The organism is Pinirhizobacter sp., assembly GCF_036499745.1.
In the GTDB taxonomy this organism is placed as follows: Bacteria; Pseudomonadota; Gammaproteobacteria; order Xanthomonadales; family Rhodanobacteraceae; genus Pinirhizobacter.
In genome coordinates this window covers 14,542-31,941 of record NZ_DASYDG010000046.1, presented here as the reverse complement: position 1 = coordinate 31,941, position 17,400 = coordinate 14,542, and the positions used below count along the sequence as shown (strand labels likewise).

17 protein-coding genes are annotated in these 17,400 nt (G+C 63.5%); all 17 read right to left on the bottom strand.

Features of this window, described 5'->3' with window-relative positions; all coding sequences use genetic code 11:
* Window positions 1–127: 127 nt before the first annotated feature.
* The 17 genes from nuoN to holB all read right to left on the bottom strand — a co-directional run bounded on the left by nuoN (window position 128) and on the right by holB (window position 17,384).
* Window positions 128–1,570, bottom strand: a complete 1,443-nt coding sequence (gene nuoN, locus VGM61_RS16085) for an NADH-quinone oxidoreductase subunit NuoN (protein WP_331523888.1) — start codon at window positions 1,568–1,570, stop codon at window positions 128–130.
* An 11-nt stretch (window positions 1,571–1,581) separates the two neighbouring features.
* The gene (locus VGM61_RS16080; protein ID WP_331523887.1) at window positions 1,582–3,090 is read right to left on the bottom strand and encodes an NADH-quinone oxidoreductase subunit M; all 1,509 of its coding nucleotides are present in this window, start codon (window positions 3,088–3,090) and stop codon (window positions 1,582–1,584) included.
* A gap of 21 nt (window positions 3,091–3,111) precedes the next feature.
* A complete protein-coding gene (gene nuoL / locus VGM61_RS16075; RefSeq protein ID WP_331523886.1) occupies window positions 3,112–5,196 on the bottom strand; it encodes an NADH-quinone oxidoreductase subunit L in 2,085 nt (694 codons plus the stop codon).
* Window positions 5,197–5,201: 5 nt separating this feature from the next.
* Complete coding sequence (nuoK, locus tag VGM61_RS16070) at window positions 5,202–5,507, bottom strand: NADH-quinone oxidoreductase subunit NuoK (RefSeq protein WP_331523885.1); 306 nt, start codon at window positions 5,505–5,507, stop codon at window positions 5,202–5,204.
* Entirely contained in the window at window positions 5,504–6,163 is a 660-nt protein-coding gene (locus VGM61_RS16065) for an NADH-quinone oxidoreductase subunit J (RefSeq protein WP_331523884.1), read from the bottom strand. Before VGM61_RS16065 ends, nuoK begins: the two co-directional genes overlap by 4 nt.
* 13 nt (window positions 6,164–6,176) lie before the next feature.
* Complete coding sequence (gene nuoI / locus VGM61_RS16060; protein WP_331523883.1) at window positions 6,177–6,668, bottom strand: NADH-quinone oxidoreductase subunit NuoI; 492 nt, start codon at window positions 6,666–6,668, stop codon at window positions 6,177–6,179.
* A gap of 8 nt (window positions 6,669–6,676) precedes the next feature.
* Complete coding sequence (gene nuoH / locus VGM61_RS16055) at window positions 6,677–7,729, bottom strand: NADH-quinone oxidoreductase subunit NuoH (protein ID WP_331523882.1); 1,053 nt, start codon at window positions 7,727–7,729, stop codon at window positions 6,677–6,679.
* Between the two features lie 5 nt (window positions 7,730–7,734).
* A complete protein-coding gene (gene nuoG, locus VGM61_RS16050) occupies window positions 7,735–10,059 on the bottom strand; it encodes an NADH-quinone oxidoreductase subunit NuoG (protein ID WP_331523881.1) in 2,325 nt (774 codons plus the stop codon).
* Complete coding sequence (gene nuoF, locus VGM61_RS16045; RefSeq protein ID WP_331523880.1) at window positions 10,059–11,399, bottom strand: NADH-quinone oxidoreductase subunit NuoF; 1,341 nt, start codon at window positions 11,397–11,399, stop codon at window positions 10,059–10,061. Before nuoF ends, nuoG begins: the two co-directional genes overlap by 1 nt.
* A 12-nt stretch (window positions 11,400–11,411) precedes the next feature.
* Window positions 11,412–11,939: an NADH-quinone oxidoreductase subunit NuoE gene (nuoE, locus tag VGM61_RS16040; protein WP_331523879.1), complete on the bottom strand. Its 528-nt coding sequence runs from the start codon at window positions 11,937–11,939 to the stop codon at window positions 11,412–11,414.
* An 18-nt stretch (window positions 11,940–11,957) separates the two neighbouring features.
* The gene (locus tag VGM61_RS16035; protein WP_331523878.1) at window positions 11,958–13,211 is read right to left on the bottom strand and encodes an NADH-quinone oxidoreductase subunit D; all 1,254 of its coding nucleotides are present in this window, start codon (window positions 13,209–13,211) and stop codon (window positions 11,958–11,960) included.
* Window position 13,212: 1 nt separating this feature from the next.
* Entirely contained in the window at window positions 13,213–13,941 is a 729-nt protein-coding gene (locus tag VGM61_RS16030) for an NADH-quinone oxidoreductase subunit C (RefSeq protein ID WP_331523877.1), read from the bottom strand.
* 10 nt (window positions 13,942–13,951) lie between these two features.
* Complete coding sequence (locus VGM61_RS16025; RefSeq protein WP_331523876.1) at window positions 13,952–14,506, bottom strand: NADH-quinone oxidoreductase subunit B family protein; 555 nt, start codon at window positions 14,504–14,506, stop codon at window positions 13,952–13,954.
* Window positions 14,497–14,853 carry an NADH-quinone oxidoreductase subunit A gene (locus VGM61_RS16020; protein ID WP_331523890.1) on the bottom strand — a complete coding sequence of 119 codons (357 nt, stop codon included), beginning with the start codon at window positions 14,851–14,853 and terminating at the stop codon, window positions 14,497–14,499. Before VGM61_RS16020 ends, VGM61_RS16025 begins: the two co-directional genes overlap by 10 nt.
* Window positions 14,854–15,074: 221 nt before the next feature.
* Window positions 15,075–15,431 carry a PilZ domain-containing protein gene (locus VGM61_RS16015; protein WP_331523875.1) on the bottom strand — a complete coding sequence of 119 codons (357 nt, stop codon included), beginning with the start codon at window positions 15,429–15,431 and terminating at the stop codon, window positions 15,075–15,077.
* A gap of 28 nt (window positions 15,432–15,459) precedes the next feature.
* A complete protein-coding gene (locus VGM61_RS16010) occupies window positions 15,460–16,458 on the bottom strand; it encodes a PIG-L family deacetylase (protein ID WP_331523874.1) in 999 nt (332 codons plus the stop codon).
* Complete coding sequence (gene holB / locus VGM61_RS16005) at window positions 16,449–17,384, bottom strand: DNA polymerase III subunit delta' (protein ID WP_331523889.1); 936 nt, start codon at window positions 17,382–17,384, stop codon at window positions 16,449–16,451. The genes VGM61_RS16010 and holB overlap by 10 nt, the downstream gene beginning before the upstream one ends.
* Between the last annotated feature and the right edge of the window lie 16 nt (window positions 17,385–17,400).

Genomic DNA, 17,400 nt, shown 5'->3' with positions numbered 1-17,400 from the left:
GGTCGGAGGGAGGCCGGCGGGCGTCACCCTGGGAACGCTTCCGCAGGACGGCGAAGCCGGACGAGGACTTAGTGACCGGGGAGAGCCCCCGCGGCTCCCCCGCCCCTCCGGCTCACGAGGCGTCCCCTCAAGCCGCAATCCCAAACGCGCGCTGACACCACGCAAACAGCGGTCCCCAGGCGACGCCGAGTGCCAGGAGCGCGAGGGCGTTGACTGACAGCACCAGTCGCAGGGAGATGTCGGACTGGGCGCGGACGTCGGTGCCTTCCACTGGCGCGTCGAAGTACATCACCTTGACCACGCGCAGGTAGTAGTACAGGCCGATGATGGCGAACACGGCCCCTGCCAGCGCCAGCCACAGGAAGCCGGCATCGATGGCGGATTGCAGCACCAGCAGCTTGCCGAAGAAACCGAACAGCGGCGGCACGCCGGCCAGCGAGAACATCACCAGCATCATGAGGAAGGCGAACCAGGGTGAACGTTGGTTCAGGCCTTTGAAGTCGTCGATTTCCTCGCACTCGAAACCGGCGCGGGACATGGCCAGGATGATGCCGAATGCCGCTGCCGAGGTGAGCGCGTAGCTGACGGCGTAGAACATGGCGGCCGAGTACCCTGCCGGATTGGCCTGGACCAGGCCCAGCAGCAGGAAGCCCATGTGCGAGATGGTGGAATAGGCCAGCAGGCGCTTTAAGTTGGTCTGCACGATGGCGAGCAGGTTGCCGATGGCCAGTGACAGCACCGCCAGCACTGCCAGCATCATCTTCCACTCGTGGGCGTAGGCGCCAAGGCCTGAATCAAGCAGCCGATAGGCCATGCCGAAGGCGGCGATTTTCTGGGCGGTACCAATGAAGATGGTGACGGCCGTCGGCGCGCCCTGGTAGACGTCGGGAATCCACATGTGGAACGGCGCCGCGCCGAGCTTGAAGCCGATGCCGACGATGGCGAACACAACGCCGAACAGCATGAGGTTGCGCCATTCAACATTCTGCGCATGGAGGATGGTGGCAAGGTCCAGCGAGTGCGTAGCGCCGTAGATCATCGACATGCCGTACAGCAGCATGCCCGAGGCCAGCGCGCCCAGCACGAAGTACTTGATGGCAGCCTCTGACGACAGCTGCGAATCGCGGTTGAGTGCCACCAGCGCGTACGAGCTCAGGGTAAGCAGTTCCAGGCCCAGGTACACCGTTACCAGGCTGCCGGCCGATACCAGCACCATGATGCCGATCACCGCGAACAGGGTAAGCGCGTAGTACTCCCCCTCGTTGATGTTCCTGTCGCGCAGGTAGCCGCGCGAGTAGATGAACATCAACGCCGTGGTGAGCAGCGAGAACACCTTCAGGATCTCGGCCACCGGGTCGCGAATGAACATGTCGCTGAAGCCCGACACCGCCACGGCAGGCTGGCCATCGACCACCAGCCAGGCACCCACCAGCAGCACGATGATCGACAGCCAGTGGATGGCCGCGCGCTGGCCGCCCTTGAGGAAGGCGTCCATCAGCAGGATCACGCAGGCTGCCACCACGAGGTAGGCCTCGGGAAGCAGGATCAGGAAGTCATTGAAAGTCGGCATGGGATGTTCCATCAAACCTTGGAGTACGCCAGTTTCTGGACCAGCTGGCCGACCGAGGCATCCATCAGGTGGACGAGCGGTTGGGGCCAGATGCCGAACAGCAGGACAGCGGCAGCGAAGGCCGCCAGGACGAAGGTCTCGCGTGCGTTGATGTCTTTCATCTCGGCCACGTGGTGGTTGGTGATGTCACCCCACAGCACGCGCTTGACCATCCACAACGTATAGGCGGCGCCGATGATCAGGGTGAAGGCTGCGAACAGCGCGATCCACGGGTTGGCCTGGAACGAGGCCAGGATCACCATGAATTCACCGACGAAACCGCTGGTACCCGGCAGGCCGCTATTGGCCATGGCGAAGAGCACATAGAACAGGCCGAACCAGGGCATGACGTTGATCACGCCACCGTAATCCTTGATCTGTCGCGTGTGCATGCGGTCGTACAGCACGCCGATGCAGGTAAACATGGCGCCTGAGATGAACCCGTGGGAGATCATCTGGATCATCGCGCCCTGCATGCCCAGGTGGGCTGCCTGCACGTTGTTGTCGCTACGCACCAGCATGAAGGCAATGAAGATGCCCAGGGTCACGAAGCCCATGTGCGCGATGGACGAATACGCCACCAGCTTCTTCATGTCTTCCTGGGCAAGGGCCACGTAGCCGATGTACACCACGGCAATCAGGCTGAGCACGATCACCAGCGGCGCGAAATGCTCCGACGCATCGGGAACGATCGGCAGCGAGAAACGCAGGAAACCGTAGCCACCGATCTTCAGCATCACCGCCGCCAGCACCACCGAGCCGCCGGTGGGCGCCTCGACGTGGGCATCGGGCAGCCACGTATGCACCGGCACCATCGGCACCTTGATGGCGAAGCCCAGCAGGAAGGCAAAGAACAGCCAGGACTGCTCGGTCATCGACAGCGGCAGGTGCGCCAGGGTGGCCAGATCGAAGGTATGCGCCTTCGAGTAAAGGTAGATCAGTCCCACCAGCATGAAGATGGAACCGAAGAACGTGTAGATGAAGAACTTCAAGGTGGCATACACGCGCCGCGGGCCGCCCCAGATGCCGATGATGATGAACATCGGGATCAGCATGGCCTCGAAGAACACGTAGAACAGCAAGGCATCGGTGGCGCAGAACACGCCGATCATCAGGCCTTCGAGCACCAGCATGGCAGCCATGTACTGGTGCGTGCGCACCGCGATGATCTCCCATGCGCCCACGATCACCAGGATCGTGGTGAAGGCGGTCAGGGCGATAAGCGCCACGGAAATGCCGTCGACGGCGAGCGAGTAGTGGATGCCTATGCTGGCGATCCAGCTCAGGTTCTCACCCACCTGCATCGTGCCGGTGGATGGGTCGTAGACGTGGACCAGCGCCAGGCTCGCGGCGAAGGTCGCCACGGCCACGAGCAGGGAAATCCAGCGCGCGGCATTCGGGCGCTGGCCGCCGGCCAGCAGCACGGGAACCGCGCCAAGGATGGGGAGCCAGATCAGCAGGCTGAGCAGGTGGTTGGACATGGATGCTCTATTCCCTGTAGCTCAGCCTGGCCCGATCAGCCAATACCCGCCCATGAGCAGGATGAGGCCGAGGATCATGGCGAAGGCGTAGTGATAAAGAAAACCTGACTGCAGGCGGCGTGCGCCCGAAGCAATGCGCTCGACCAGATTGGCCGAACCGTCGATCAGCACGCCATCGATGACGGCTGCATCGCCGCCGCGCCAGAAAGCACGGCCAAGCTTGACGCCGCCCTTGGCGAAGATGGCGAAATAGACCTCGTCCACCCAGTACTTCTTGTCCAGCATGCGCCAGATGGGATACAGCGCTCGCTTGATGGAGTCGGCCACGGCGGGCTTGAACAGATAAATGAACGTAGCCACGACGAACCCCGCCAACGCGAGCCAGAACGGCGGCTGGGTAAATCCATGCAGGCCCATGGCGGTGGCGCCGTGGAACTCATGGGCCAACTCGCCCAGCACGTTGTTCTGCTCTTCCACGTGGATGGCCTTGCCGAACCAGCCACCGAACAGCATCGGGCCCACGGTGAAGAAGCCGATCAGCAGCGACGGGATCGCCAGCAGCACCAGGGGTACGGTGACCACCCATGGCGATTCGGACGGTGCATGCTCCAGTTCGCCCGGAGTGTGGTGCGGGTCTTCCTGGTGCGCATCTGCCGCATCGTGGCCGTGCGCGTCATGGCTGGCGTGGGTGTCGTGAACGGCATGGGCGGCGTGGCCATGGTGGCCAACCACGCTGAAGCGCTCCTTCCCATGGAAGGTCATGTACAGCAGGCGGAAGCTGTACAGCGAGGTCACGAACACACCGGCCATCACGCAGAAGTACGCATACCCCGCGCCCCAGCGATGGGATTCGCCGACGGCCTCGATGATGGCGTCCTTCGAATAGAAACCAGCGAAGAACGGTGTACCGGCCAGGGCCAGCGAACCGATCCACATGGTGATCCACGTGACCGGCATGTACTTGCGCAGGCCACCCATGTAGCGCATGTCCTGCTCGTGGTGCATGCCAATGATCACCGAGCCGGCACCCAGGAACAGCAGCGCCTTGAAGAAAGCGTGGGTCATCAGGTGGAACACCGCGCCGCTATAGGCCGACACACCCAGGGCGACGGTCATATAGCCCAGCTGCGACAGCGTGGAATAGGCGATCACGCGCTTGATGTCGTTCTGTACGATGCCGATCAGGCCGGTGAACAGTGCCGTGGTGGCGCCGATCACCAGGATGAACGAAAGCGCAGCCTCGCTCATCTCGAACAGCGGCGACATGCGCGCCACCATGAAGATGCCTGCCGTCACCATGGTGGCGGCATGGATCGGCGCGGAGATGGGTGTTGGACCTTCCATCGAATCAGGCAGCCACACGTGCAGCGGCACCTGGGCCGACTTGCCCATCGCGCCGATGAACAGCAGCACGCCGATCACCGTGGCCGCGGGCCAAACATGGCCGCCGAACACCGTGATGGCACGCCCGGTCAGCGCGCCGGCACTGTCGAAGGCCGTGGCATAGTCGAGCGTATTCAGGAAATACAATACCGCGGCGATACCAAGCAGGAAGCCGAAATCGCCCACGCGGTTGACCACGAAGGCCTTGAGGTTGGCGTAGATCGCCGTCGGCTTCTTGTACCAGAAGCCGATCAGCAGGTACGACACCAGGCCTACCGCTTCCCAGCCGAAGAACAGCTGCATGAAGTTGTTGCTCATCACCAGCATCAGCATCGAGAAGGTGAAGAGCGAGATGTAGCTGAAGAAGCGCTGGTAGCCCGGATCGTCAGCCATGTAGCCGATCGTGTACACGTGCACCAGCAGGGACACGAAGGTCACCACCACCATCATCATGGCGGTGAGGCGGTCGACCATGAAGCCTACGCTCACGTGCAGGTTGCCGGCCTGGAACCAGGTATAGACATCCTGGTTGAAGTTCTTCGCGTCACCCGATACCAGCTGCCAAAGCACGTGGATCGAAAGCGCGCAGGCAATGCCCACGCCAAGGATGGTCACGCAGTGCGAGCCCACGCGGCCGATCACGCGGCCGAAGAGTCCGGCCAGCAACGCGCCGGCCAATGGGGCCAGGGCAATGGTGAGCAGGACCGAAAGTGAAAGATCCATGTGGGTCAGCCCTTCATGCTGTCGATTTCGGCGACGTTGATCGTGCTGCGGTTACGGAACAGCAAGGTCAGGATCGCCAGGCCAATGGCCGTTTCGGCTGCGGCCACGGTAAGGATGAAGAACACGAACACCTGGCCCTGCACGTCGCCCAGGAAGCGCGAGAAGGCCACGAAGTTGATGTTCACCGCCAGCAGCATCAGCTCGATGGCCATCACCAGCACGATGATGTTCTTGCGATTGATGAAGATGCCGGCAACCGCGATGCAGAAAAGCACCGCGCCTAGCACGATGAAATGCGCAAGCGTGATCACGGCGAGGTCTCCTGCGATGGTGCAACGGGCGGAACGATTTCCGTGGGCATGGTTTCCGATGCCATCTTGACGATGCGCATGCGGGTGCGCGGGTCAACCGCCACCTGCTCGGCCGCCGACTGGTGTCGTACGCCGCCGCGGTGGCGCAGGGTCAGGGCCACGGCGGCCACGATGCCCACGGTAAGGATCAACGCAGCGATTTCGAACGGCAGTAGAAACTGGGTGTACAGCGCGTGGCCCAGCCACGCGACATTCGACAACCCTGCCGCAGTGGCCGGATTTTCGCCCATCACGTGCGAGCCCATCGCCCGCACGCCGATCAGGCCGATCAATTCGGCCAGCATGACCAAAGCCACGATGATGCCTACCGGCAGGTAGCGGGCAAAGCCCTCTCGCACCTGCTCCATCTTGATATCGAGCATCATCACCACGAACAGGAACAGCACCATCACCGCACCGACGTAGACCACGATCAGCGCGATGGCCAGGAATTCGGCCTCCGCCAGCAGCCAGATGCAGGCCACGGAGAAAAAGGTCAGCACCAGCGAGAGCACCGCATGCACGGAGTTCCGCAAGGTGATCACGGCCAGGGCCGCGCCCACGGTAACCACACCGAAGGCGTAGAAAAGGATGAGTTGGATCAGCTGTGGATTCATGTGATGGTCGTCCTCAGCGGAAAGCCGCGTCCTGGGCCCGTGCCGCGGCGATGTCCTGCTCGAAGCGGTCACCGATGGCAAGCAGCTGCAACTTGTTCACCACGTTCTCGCCGCGGTGCTCGAAGTGGTACTCGTGCACGTGAGTTTCCACGATCGAATCCACCGGGCAGCTTTCCTCGCAGAAGCCACAGTAGATGCACTTGAAGAGGTCAATGTCATAGCGCGTGGTGCGGCGCTGGCCGTCCGATTCGCGCGGGGCCGAATCGATGGTGATGGCCAGTGCCGGGCACACCGCCTCGCACAGCTTGCAGGCGATGCAGCGTTCCTCGCCGTTGGCGTAGCGGCGCAGCGCATGCAGCCCGCGGAAGCGATTGGACTTGGGAATGTGCTCCATCGGGTAGCGGACGGTGTACTTGGGCTTGAACATGTAGCGAATGGTCAGGCCCATGCCCTGGAACAGCTCGACAAGGAGCAAGCTTTTGAAATAGTGCGTTATGCGAGACATGGTTTTCTTCAAGCCCCCGTGCCGATGGTGACCAGGCCGTAGTACTTCATGAGGCCGGCGACGAAGACCCAGACGATGGTGATGGGAATGAATACCTTCCAGCCCAGACGCATGATCTGGTCATACCGGTAGCGCGGGAAACTGGCGCGGAACCACAGGAACAGGAAGGAGAACGCGAAGGCCTTGATGAACAGCCAGATGAAACCGCCGGTCCAGATCCAGTTGATCCAGCGCGGCGCGTCGGCGGTGATCCAGCCCTGCAGCGGTGACAACCACCCGCCCATGAAGAAGATCGCCGCAAGGAAACTCACCAGGATCATGTTGGCGTATTCGGCCAGGAAGAAAATGGCGAACGCGGAGCCTGAATATTCCACGTGGAAACCGGCGACGATTTCCGACTCGCCCTCGGACACGTCAAACGGCGCGCGGTTGGTTTCGGCGACACCTGAAATGAAGTAGATGACGAACACCGGCAGCAGCGGCAACCAGTACCAGTCGAGGAAGCCCTTGTTGCCCGCTTGCGCGTGCACGATGTCGGTGAGGTTCAGGCTTCCGGTAAGCACCAGCACGCAGACGATCGACATGCCCATGGCCAGCTCATAGCTGATCACCTGGGCGGCCGCACGCATGGCGCCCAGCAGGGCGTAGCGTGAGTTCGAGGCCCAGCCGGCCAGGATGATGCCGTAGACGCCCATCGAGGTCATGGCCAACAGATACAGCACGCCGGCGTTGACGTTGGCCAACACCATCTTCTCACCGAAAGGCACCACCGCCCAGGCAGCGAAGGCAGGCACCAGGGCCAGCATCGGGGCAAGGTAGTACAGGAACTTCGAGGAGTTGGTGGGAAGGATCACTTCCTTGATCAGCAGCTTCACCACGTCGGCGAAAGCCTGCAGCATACCCAGCGGACCGACCTTGTTCGGCCCCATGCGCACGTGCATCCAGCCGATGACCTTGCGCTCCCAGTAGACGAACATCGCCACCGCCAGGATCAGCGGCACGGCGATCGCCAGGATGTAGAGCACCGGGAGGATCAGATGCGTCCAGAGTTGATCGACCATGCGCTTTAAGCCTTGCTCAGGGTGAGGGCCGCGCCATACGGCGGCAGCATTGCGGTTTCGTCGTGGCCTGCTTCGATCCAGGCGGCACCGGCCGGCACCGCGCCGGAAACGACCACCGGCAATGGATCGGAGCTACCCACCCTGACAGTGTCGCCATCGGCGAGGCCCGCAGCCTTCGCGTCGTCGGCATGCAGGTATACCGCAGGCTCGCGGTTGAGCGGATGGGCCGCCAGCGCCGTGGCGCGGCGAAGCACGGAATCGCTGCGGTAGATCGGCAAGGTGGCGATACGGGTAAGGCCACTGCCCTGCTTTGCCGTGCGGTCGGCCAGCGCCGGGCGCAGGTTCGCCGTGCGCTCGCCGATCGCGGATCGAAGGCCGGCCAGGTCGTCGAACTCAAAGCCCGGTACAGCCAGTGTTCCTCCCAGGGCGCGCAACACCTTCCAGCCCGGACGGCCTTCACCCGGCGCCTTGGCGCCGGCGGCGAGGGCCTGCTCCAGGCCGTCGACGTTGGTGAGGCTGCCCTCGTTCTCCGGAGCCAGGGCGATCGGCAGGATGACGCTTGCCACCTCCAGCAGCGACTTGCTGGCGTAGGCCGAACACGCCACCACAGCCAGCGCGTTGTCCAGTGCGCTGAAGGCAGCGGCGCCATCGGCGAAATCATGCTGCGGCTCGATACCGAACAACAGGTAGGCCTTGCGCGGCTGGGCCAGCATGGCGCGCGCATCCAGGCCACCGTTGCCCGGCAACACGCCCACACGGGCCAGGCCCACGGCGTTGGCACCCACCGGGATCTCGTTATAGGCCGCACCCACCGCCGAGGCGATGAACTTCGCCACCGCACGCAGCCACGAAGCCTGCGGATGAAGCGCGGCGGCCTCGCCCAGGATCACCACTGCATCGCCGCCCTTGAGGGTGGCGTAGGCGGCGCGGACATCGTCGTCGGCCTGGACGCTGCTGATGGCATCGGCCAACACGTCAGGCGCGGCGGCGCCGTCGTCGACCGCGGCGCGGGCCAGGGTGAGCAGTTCCGCCACCAGCGCATGCGGCGCGGCCACGGCCTCGCCCGCCAGCGGATAGTTGAAGTCGAAGTGCACCGGGTTGACCGCGTAAACCTTCGCGCCCTTCTTCACCGCCTGGCGCAGGCGATGGTTGAGCAGCGGCATTTCATGGCGAAGAGCCGAGCCCACCAGCAAGGCCGACTTCACCTTGTCCAGCTGGTTCACCGGCAGGGCGAACGGCGCGGCCGTGGCATGGTCGGCAAAATCGAGCTGGCGCAGGCGGTGGTCGATATGCGCGCTGCCCAGGCCGCGGGCCAGGCGTACCAGCAGGTCACCTTCTTCGCTGGTGCTGGCACCATGGGCCAGGATGCCAAGGTCAGCGCCCGGTGTTTTCTTCAGCGCCTCGGCGGCGACAGCCAGGGCATCGTCCCAGGTGGTGGTTGCCCAGGTGCCGTTACGCTTGACCATCGGCGCCTTGAGGCGGTCGTCGGCGTACATGCCCTGGTGGCTGTAGCGGTCGCGGTCGGACAGCCAGCACTCGTTGATGTTCTCGTTGTCGCGCGGCACCGTGCGCAGCACTTCGCCGCGGCGCGAATGCAGCCACAAATTCGAACCGAGCGCATCGTGGTAGCCCACTGACGGACGGGCAATCAGTTCCCAGGCGCGCGCCTTGAACTGGAACGGCTTGTTGGTGAGCGCGCCCACCGGGCAGACATCGATGATGTTGCCCGAAAGCTCGCTTTCGATCGTCTTGCCGATGTACGTGCCGATTTCGAGGTCTTCACCGCGGCTCATGCCGCCAAGCTCGTAGGTGCCGGCGATCTCGCTGGTGAAGCGCACGCAGCGGGTGCACTGGATGCAGCGGGTCATCTCGGTGGCGATCAGCGGGCCGAGGTTCTCATCGGAAACGGTGCGCTTGCGCTCGTTGTAACGCGACACCGAACGGCCATAACCCAGCGAGACATCCTGCAGTTCGCACTCGCCACCCTGGTCGCAGATGGGGCAGTCCAACGGATGGTTGATCAGCAGGAATTCCATCACGTTGCGCTGCGACTTCAGCGCCCGGTCCGAACGCGTGAACACCTTCATGCCCTCCCCCACCGGCGTGGCGCAGGCCGGTGCCGGCTTGGGCATCTTCTCGATTTCCACCAGGCACATGCGGCAATTGGCGGCGATGGTGAGTTTGCGGTGGTAGCAGAAACGCGGGATCGGGATCCCCGCGGCGTCGGCCGCGTGGATGATCATCGAACCTTTGGGCACCTGCAGGGCGCGGCCATCGATCTCGATGTTGACGAGGTCGGACGCTACGTTGTTGGCGGGCTGCGCACTCATCAGGCGGCCACTCCACGGTTTGCTTGGGCGAGCATGTCTTCGGTCTTGGAACGCTTGTGGGTGACGAAGTATTCGAACTCGTCCCAGAAGTGGTGCAGGAACCCCTGCACCGGCCACGCGGCAGCTTCACCGAAGGCGCAGATGGTATGGCCTTCGATCTGGCCGGCGACGGCCTTGAGCCTGTGCAGGTCGTCCTGCGTGCCCTCACCTTCGACGATGCGGGTAAGCACGCGGTGCATCCAGCCGGTACCTTCGCGGCAAGGCGTGCACTGGCCGCAGGATTCAGCCTTGTAGAACTGCGCGATGCGCTGGCAGGCCTTCACCATGCAGGTGGTGTGGTCCATGACGATCACGGCACCGGAACCCAGGCCCGAACCTGCTTTCTGCAGGCTGTCGTAGTCCATGGTGCACTCGGTGATGATCGATGCCGGCAGTACCTTCATCGATGAACCGCCGGGAATCACGGCCTTAAGCTTGTTGCCGTTGCGGATGCCGCCGGCCATGTCAAGCAGGTCGTTGAACGATGTACCCAGGCGGATCTCGTAGTTGGCAGGCTTGGCCACATGGCCGGACACCGAGAAGATCTTCGGACCGCCATTGTTGGGCTTGCCAAGATTCAGGAACCAGTCCGCGCCATGGCGCAGGATCGCAGGCACCGAAGCATAGGTTTCGGTGTTGTTGATGGTGGTCGGCTTGCCGTACAGGCCGAAGCCCGCCGGGAACGGAGGCTTGAAGCGGGGCTGGCCTTTCTTGCCTTCGAGCGATTCCATCAGCGCGGTTTCTTCGCCGCAGATGTAGGCACCTGCACCCAGCGCGGTATAGATGTCGACATCCAGATCGCCACCCAGTCCCTTGCCGAGCAGGCCCGCGGCGTAAGCTTCCTTCAGGGCCTCTTCGAAGTTCTCGAAGGGCTCGTGATGGAATTCACCACGCAGATAGTTGTAGGCAACCGAGGACCCGGTGCAGTAACAGGCAATGGCCAGGCCCTCGATCACCGAGTGCGGGTTGAAGCGCAGGATGTCGCGGTCCTTGCAGGTGCCCGGTTCGGATTCATCGGAATTGCACAGGATGTACTTCTGCCCCGGCGCTGTGCGTGGCATGAATGACCACTTCAAGCCCGTGGGGAAGCCTGCGCCGCCACGGCCGCGCAACGAGCTTTTCTTCAACTCGTCGATGATCGTGCCAGGATCGGGACGCTCGGCCAGGATTTTCTTCCAGGCTTCATAACCGCCGATGGAAAGGTAGTTATCCAACGCCCACGGCTTGTCGAAGTGGAGCGTCGTGTAAACGACCTGATGCTCCTGGGGCGCGGGACCGACCGGTCCGGTAATGCTTGCCATCTGCCTGCGCTCCTACTTCAGACCGTCGAGGATCTCATCGACTTTTTCAGTCGTGAGGCGCTCGTGGTAATGACCGTTGACCACCATCATCGGCGCGCCGCAGCAGGCCGCGAGGCATTCTTCTTCTCGCTTGAGGTAAATACGGCCGTCGGCCGTGCTCTCGCCGGTACGGATACCGAGCTTGCCTTCGCAATGGCGCACGATGTCGTTGGCGCCGTTGAGCCAGCACGAGATGTTGGTGCAGATGGCCACATTGTTGCGGCCTACGGGCACCGTCTCGAACATCGAGTAGAAACTCGCCACTTCGTAGGCCCACACGGCCGGGAGGTCGAGGTATTTGGCCGTGGCGGTGATCAGCGTATCGGTAAGGAAGCCGCGGTTCTGCTCCTGGGCCGCCATCAGCGCCTGGATCAGCGCCGAGCGTTTACGGTCCGGCGGAAATTTCGACGCCCAGTGATCGATATGGTCGCGGGTGTGCTGCTCGAGTACCGCGATCGGATCGACATCCTTGACCTCGGCGTAATGTCCAGTTGCTTTCATATTCTTGTCCCGTCGCCCTTAGCGATCGACTTCGCCGAAGACGAGGTCGTAAGTGCCAATCATGGCGACCACGTCGGCAAGCATGTGGCCACGCACTACCGTGTCCATCGAGGACAGGTGGGCGAAGCCCGGTGCGCGCAGGTGCACGCGGAAGGGTTTGTTGGCGCCATCAGACACCAGGTAGCAGCCGAACTCACCCTTGGGTGCTTCCACCGCCTTGTAGGTTTCGCCGGCAGGCACGCCGTAGCCTTCGGTGAACAGCTTGAAGTGATGGATCAGTGCTTCCATGTCCTCCTTCATGCCGGCGCGGCTGGGCGGCGCCACCTTGAAGTTCTGCACCATCACCGGGCCTGGATTGGCCCGCAGCCACGTCACGCATTGCTTGATGATGCGATTGGACTGGCGCATTTCTTCCATGCGCACGAGGTACCGGTCGTAGCAGTCGCCATTGACGCCGACGGGAATATCGAAGTCCATCTCGGCGTAGGAGGCATACGGCTGCTTCTTGCGAAGATCCCAGGCAATGCCCGAACCGCGCAACATGGCACCGGTCATGCCCCACGCCTGTGCCTTCTCGGGCGAAATTACGCCGATGCCCACCGTACGCTGCTTCCAGATGCGGTTGTTGGTGAGCAGGCTTTCGTACTCGGCCACGCGCTCGGGGAAGTCATCGGTGAAAGCGTCGAGGTAATCGAGCATGGAGCCTTCGCGCCATGCGTTGATGCGCTTGAGATCCGCGCCCTTGTGCCAGGGAGATTCGCGGTACTGCGGCATCTGCGTGGGCAGGTCGCGGTAGACACCGCCCGGACGGTAATACGTGGCGTGCATGCGCGCGCCGGACACCGCCTCGTAGCAATCCATGAGCTCTTCGCGCTCACGGAATGCGTACAGGAACACCGCCATGGCGCCGAGATCGAGCGCATTGGAACCGACCCACATAAGGTGGTTCAGGATGCGGGTGATCTCGTCGAACATGGTGCGGATGTACTGCGCGCGGACCGGCGCCTCGATACCCATCAGGGTTTCGATGGCGCCGACATAGGCGTGCTCGTTGCACATCATCGACACGTAATCCAGGCGATCCATGTAGCCGATCGACTGGTTGAAAGGCTTGGACTCGGCCAGCTTCTCGGTGCCACGGTGCAGCAGGCCCACGTGCGGATCGGCACGGACCACGGTTTCGCCGTCCATCTCCAGCACCAGGCGCAACACGCCGTGCGCGGCCGGATGCTGGGGGCCGAAGTTCATCGTGTAGTTGCGGATTTCCTGCATATCAGTTCTCGCGCCAGCGGTCGGCGGCTTCGGCGCGGCCTTGTTCGAGGTCGGCGTCGTTGCGGATGGTGCGCGGTACCAGCACGCGCGGCTCAATCGACACCGGTTCGTAGACCACTCGCTTCTGCTCGGGGTCGTAGCGCACCTCGACGTTGCCTATCAGCGGGAAGTCCTTGCGGAACGGATGGCCGACGAAGCCGTAGTCGGTGAGGATGCGGCGAAGATCAGGGTGGCCTTCGAAGATGATGCCGTACATGTCGAAGGTTTCGCGCTCGAACCAGTCCGCGCCGGGCCAGATGCCGGTGAGCGAGGGCACGACCGGCAGCGTGTCGTCTTCGCAGAAGATGCGCAGGCGGATACGGCGGTTGTGTTCGATCGACAGCAGGTGGACGACGGCTGCGAAGCGGCGCGGCTGCGCCGTTTCACGCGGACGCTCGGCCCAGGTGAAGCGGCCCATGGCCTGGCCCTCGACGCCGCGCGAGAAACCCTCGCCCTGGGCGGTGTCGGTGTCCCATTCGGTCTGGCCATAGCCCAGGTAGTCGATCCCGCAGGTGTCGATATAGACGCTGAAACGGAATTCGGCCTCGTCACGCAGGGCCTTGGCCACCGTCAGCAAGTCGCCCGCGGCGACTTCGGCGGTGACTTCGTTGCGGACCACGGTGACGCGCAGGGTATCGCCGAAGCGCGCGGCAAGGCGGCCGACGAGCGGGGTCTGGAGGTTTTCGCTCATGTGCGGTCCTTCAGCGCGCGATGGTGTGGGTGCGGCGGATTTTCTTCTGCAACTGCAAGATGCCGTGGATCAATGCTTCGGCCGTGGGCGGGCAGCCCGGCACGTAGATGTCCACCGGCACGATGCGGTCGCAGCCGCGCACCACGGAATAGGAATAGTGGTAATAACCGCCGCCATTGGCGCACGAACCCATGGATATCACCCACTTCGGCTCGGGCATCTGGTCGTAGACCTTGCGCAGCGCCGGGGCCATCTTGTTGACCAGTGTGCCGGCCACGATCATGACGTCGGACTGGCGGGGGCTGGGACGGAAGATCACGCCGTAGCGGTCGAGGTCCAGCCGTGCGGCGCCGGCGTGCATCATCTCCACCGCGCAGCAGGCCAGGCCGAAGGTCATCGGCCACATCGAGCCGGTGCGAGCCCAGTTCATCAGCGCATCGACGCTGGTGGTGGCAAAGCCGCGCTGGACGATCGGGCTGTCGCCGTTCGGCCGCAGGATGTCATCGACGATATTGAGCGGCTGCGGGTTGTGCATCACCCGGTCGATGCTGGACATCACTCCCATTCGAGCGCTCCCTTCTTCCATACGTAGGCGAAACCGATCACCAGCAACAGCAGGAATAGTCCCATCTCCACCAGGGCGATCACGCCGAGGTCGGAGAACACCGTGGCCCATGGGAACAGGAAGGCGATTTCCAGGTCGAAGATGATGAAAAGGATCGCGATCAGGTAGTACCTGACGTCGAACTTCATGCGGGCGTCTTCGAACGCTTCGAAGCCGCATTCATAGGGAGCGAGCTTTTCGGCAGTCGGCCGGCTCGTGCCGGCCAGCAGGCCGATCACCAGCAGGGCAATTCCAAGCCCGGTGGCGACGGCGATGAACAACAGGACGGGCCAGTATTCGGCGAGCACGGCAACACGTACCTCCGCGCCTGGGGGACTTCGGCGCATCAGTGACCACTCGTGGGGCGAGCAGTCCGGTCAAGGAGCCCCGGCGGCATCAGCTGCGCGCAAGGGACATCCACCATGGAACGGAAAGAAAACGATTAAGCGGCCCATTGTACCAGTCGGTACAGGGATTCAGACAAGGCTTGGGAGGCCAATCTTCCCGCGGTGCGGCAATTGGCCTTCAATTACATCGTTTGCGTCGGCCGTTCGGAGGCCAGCATGCCCGCCAGGATATTCTCGATACGCGCGCGAGCGGCCTCGCCATCGGATGTTTCGTTGAACTGGACGCCGATACCGGCCGTGCGGTTGCCCTGCGCTCCAATGGGAGTGATCCATACCACCTTGCCCGCCACCGAAAGACGTTCGGATTCGTCGATCAGGGTGAGAAGCAGTACCACTTCGTCGCCGAGGCTGTAGCGCTGGGCCGTGGGGGCGAATATACCGCCGCCCTTCAGGAACGGCATATAGGCCTGGTAGAGCGCGGCTTCATCCTTGATCTTCAGCGACATGATGCCCTGTCGGGGTGCGGCGGAGACGTTCATGCGATTCCCGAAAGGATGGGGCAAGGCCTCATGCTAGCGACCCGGCGCCGGGCGGAGCAAGTTCGGCCCAGCCCCAATGGTCGAATATCCACGGCGAGCGGAGTGGCAAGGAGAGTTTCACGAAACCTCCACGTTCGAGCCTTGGGTCGCGCAGGATCCAGCCCCGGCGTGTCTTTTCCAGTGGGGCGTCGCGCCACAGCCAGCTTCCACTGCCCTGCCCCGATACCACCAGCAGGCGCAGCCCCGGCCTGACCCACACCGGCGGCTGCCAAGGCAATGTCGTGTGCGGCGGCGAGGGCAACGTGAAGGTTTCTTCCGGCTGGACCATGCCAAGCAATCGCTTGCCGCTCAGGCTGAGCTGGGTGCGGTACTCAAGGACTGCCTTGCGTTTGCCTGATTCGATCGCCGTGGACAGCGGCAGCCTGGCGGCCACCGTACCGGCGGCCATCCGGCCGTGGATCATATAAGTAACGATATGTGCGTCTGGCGCAGCAGCCCTCGCAGCAAGGCGGGCCATCACATGGGCGCTGCCGTGATCGGGGTGGCGGTCGCCCAGGGCGGGCAGCACCATCAGGGTGGGAGCCGTGGCGGTGATCACCGCACTGATCGTCGTGACTGCAGCGGCGGCGTCGCGCGACAGGCAACCGGTGATGTCCATGTCGTGCCAGCCCAGGGTATGCAGTGAGGATTCTTCCACACCCAATCGCGCCAGCGCCGCCCGGACCTCGCCCCGGCGCCGCGTTCCCCAGCGTGTCCGTCCCTGAGCATCGATGACAATGCGACGCTCCATGAAGCGCTGGGGCCAGGGGTTGTCGTCGCCATCGGTGAGCAGCAGCACGTCTACTGTCCCGCCCGCATCGAGTACGGCCTGGATCAGGCCGCCCACAGCCAGGGATTCGTCATCCGGATGAGGCGAGACCACCAGCATGCGCACGCGCTCGTTGAGCGGCGGAAGCACCATTGCGGCACGTGCCGCGCTCACAGGCGGCCCATCGAAACGGCCATCGGCGGTGATGGTCACCGCCATGTGGAGAGCAACTCCAGCATGACAAGGTCCGTGCGCAACGGCCCGCGCAAGGCCTCGCGCGCACGATTGGCGGACGCGAACCACGCGTCCAGGGCGAAACCATCCAGCGCGCTGCCCAGGGGTGCTTCTTCACCCTGGGCACGGGCCCGGGACTCCTCCGCGACTGCCTGGGCTGCGAACCAGAGGTACGACGGTGGCGTGGCCGCCTGCCAACGCCGGGCCACTTCCATGGGGTCACCGCGGCCCGAAGCCAGGGCCCGAAGATCGTTGCGGACTTCGTTGCGGGCCTTCAGCTGCCCTTGCGCCGCCCACGCGCGGGCCTGCCCCGGATTGCCGTTCGCGGCGGCTAGCGCCGCTGCAGCATCGGACACGCCCTCTGCAACAAGCCAGGCCATTGCCGCGTCCGGCGCGGGCAGATTGAAATCCACACGCTGGGTTCGACTGCGGATCGTCGCCGGCAGGCGCCACGGGGCATCGGCCACCAACACCAGCAGGGTTTCGCGAGAGGGTTCCTCGAGAGTCTTCAGCAAGGCATTGGCGGCCGGTGTGTTCATCGCATCGGCCGGGTCGATGCTGGCCACCTGCCAGCCACCGAACTGGCTGGACATGGCCAGGCGCTGTGACAACTCGCGCATCTGGTCGATGACGATTTCCGTACGCGGCGTGCCGTCCTTGCGCAGCCCAAGGCCGATGGTGGCGCGATCGGGGTGGGTACCTGCCGCGTACAGCAGGCAGGCCTTGCAATGGCCGCAGGCTTCGGCATCGGCAGGTGCCTGGCACAGCAATGCCCTGGCCAGGCGATCAAGGAATATACGCTTGCCCAGACCCGCCGGACCCGCCAGCAACAAGGCGTGGGGCATGACTCCGCGCTCGCGCCGGCTTTTAAGCAGGGCCCAGGGTTCTTCGTGCCATGGCATCGGTGTCATGGCCTGCATGATGCCA

Bases quoted from the DNA above. Each gene is read 5' to 3' on its own strand.
- VGM61_RS16015 (WP_331523875.1), bottom strand. From the start codon at position 15,431: ATGAACGTCTCCGCCGCACCCCGACAGGGCATCATGTCGCTGAAGATC.
- nuoH (WP_331523882.1), bottom strand. From the start codon at position 7,729: ATGGTCGATCAACTCTGGACGCATCTGATCCTCCCGGTGCTCTACATC.
- nuoE (WP_331523879.1), bottom strand. From the start codon at position 11,939: ATGAAAGCAACTGGACATTACGCCGAGGTCAAGGATGTCGATCCGATC.
- VGM61_RS16035 (WP_331523878.1), bottom strand. From the start codon at position 13,211: ATGCAGGAAATCCGCAACTACACGATGAACTTCGGCCCCCAGCATCCG.
- nuoF (WP_331523880.1), bottom strand. From the start codon at position 11,399: ATGGCAAGCATTACCGGACCGGTCGGTCCCGCGCCCCAGGAGCATCAG.
- nuoL (WP_331523886.1), bottom strand. From the start codon at position 5,196: ATGGATCTTTCACTTTCGGTCCTGCTCACCATTGCCCTGGCCCCATTG.
- VGM61_RS16065 (WP_331523884.1), bottom strand. From the start codon at position 6,163: ATGAATCCACAGCTGATCCAACTCATCCTTTTCTACGCCTTCGGTGTG.
- nuoI (WP_331523883.1), bottom strand. From the start codon at position 6,668: ATGTCTCGCATAACGCACTATTTCAAAAGCTTGCTCCTTGTCGAGCTG.
- VGM61_RS16080 (WP_331523887.1), bottom strand. From the start codon at position 3,090: ATGTCCAACCACCTGCTCAGCCTGCTGATCTGGCTCCCCATCCTTGGC.
- VGM61_RS16025 (WP_331523876.1), bottom strand. From the start codon at position 14,506: ATGGGAGTGATGTCCAGCATCGACCGGGTGATGCACAACCCGCAGCCG.
- nuoN (WP_331523888.1), bottom strand. From the start codon at position 1,570: ATGCCGACTTTCAATGACTTCCTGATCCTGCTTCCCGAGGCCTACCTC.
- VGM61_RS16030 (WP_331523877.1), bottom strand. From the start codon at position 13,941: ATGAGCGAAAACCTCCAGACCCCGCTCGTCGGCCGCCTTGCCGCGCGC.
- nuoG (WP_331523881.1), bottom strand. From the start codon at position 10,059: ATGAGTGCGCAGCCCGCCAACAACGTAGCGTCCGACCTCGTCAACATC.
- VGM61_RS16010 (WP_331523874.1), bottom strand. From the start codon at position 16,458: ATGGCGGTGACCATCACCGCCGATGGCCGTTTCGATGGGCCGCCTGTG.
- holB (WP_331523889.1), bottom strand. From the start codon at position 17,384: ATGACACCGATGCCATGGCACGAAGAACCCTGGGCCCTGCTTAAAAGC.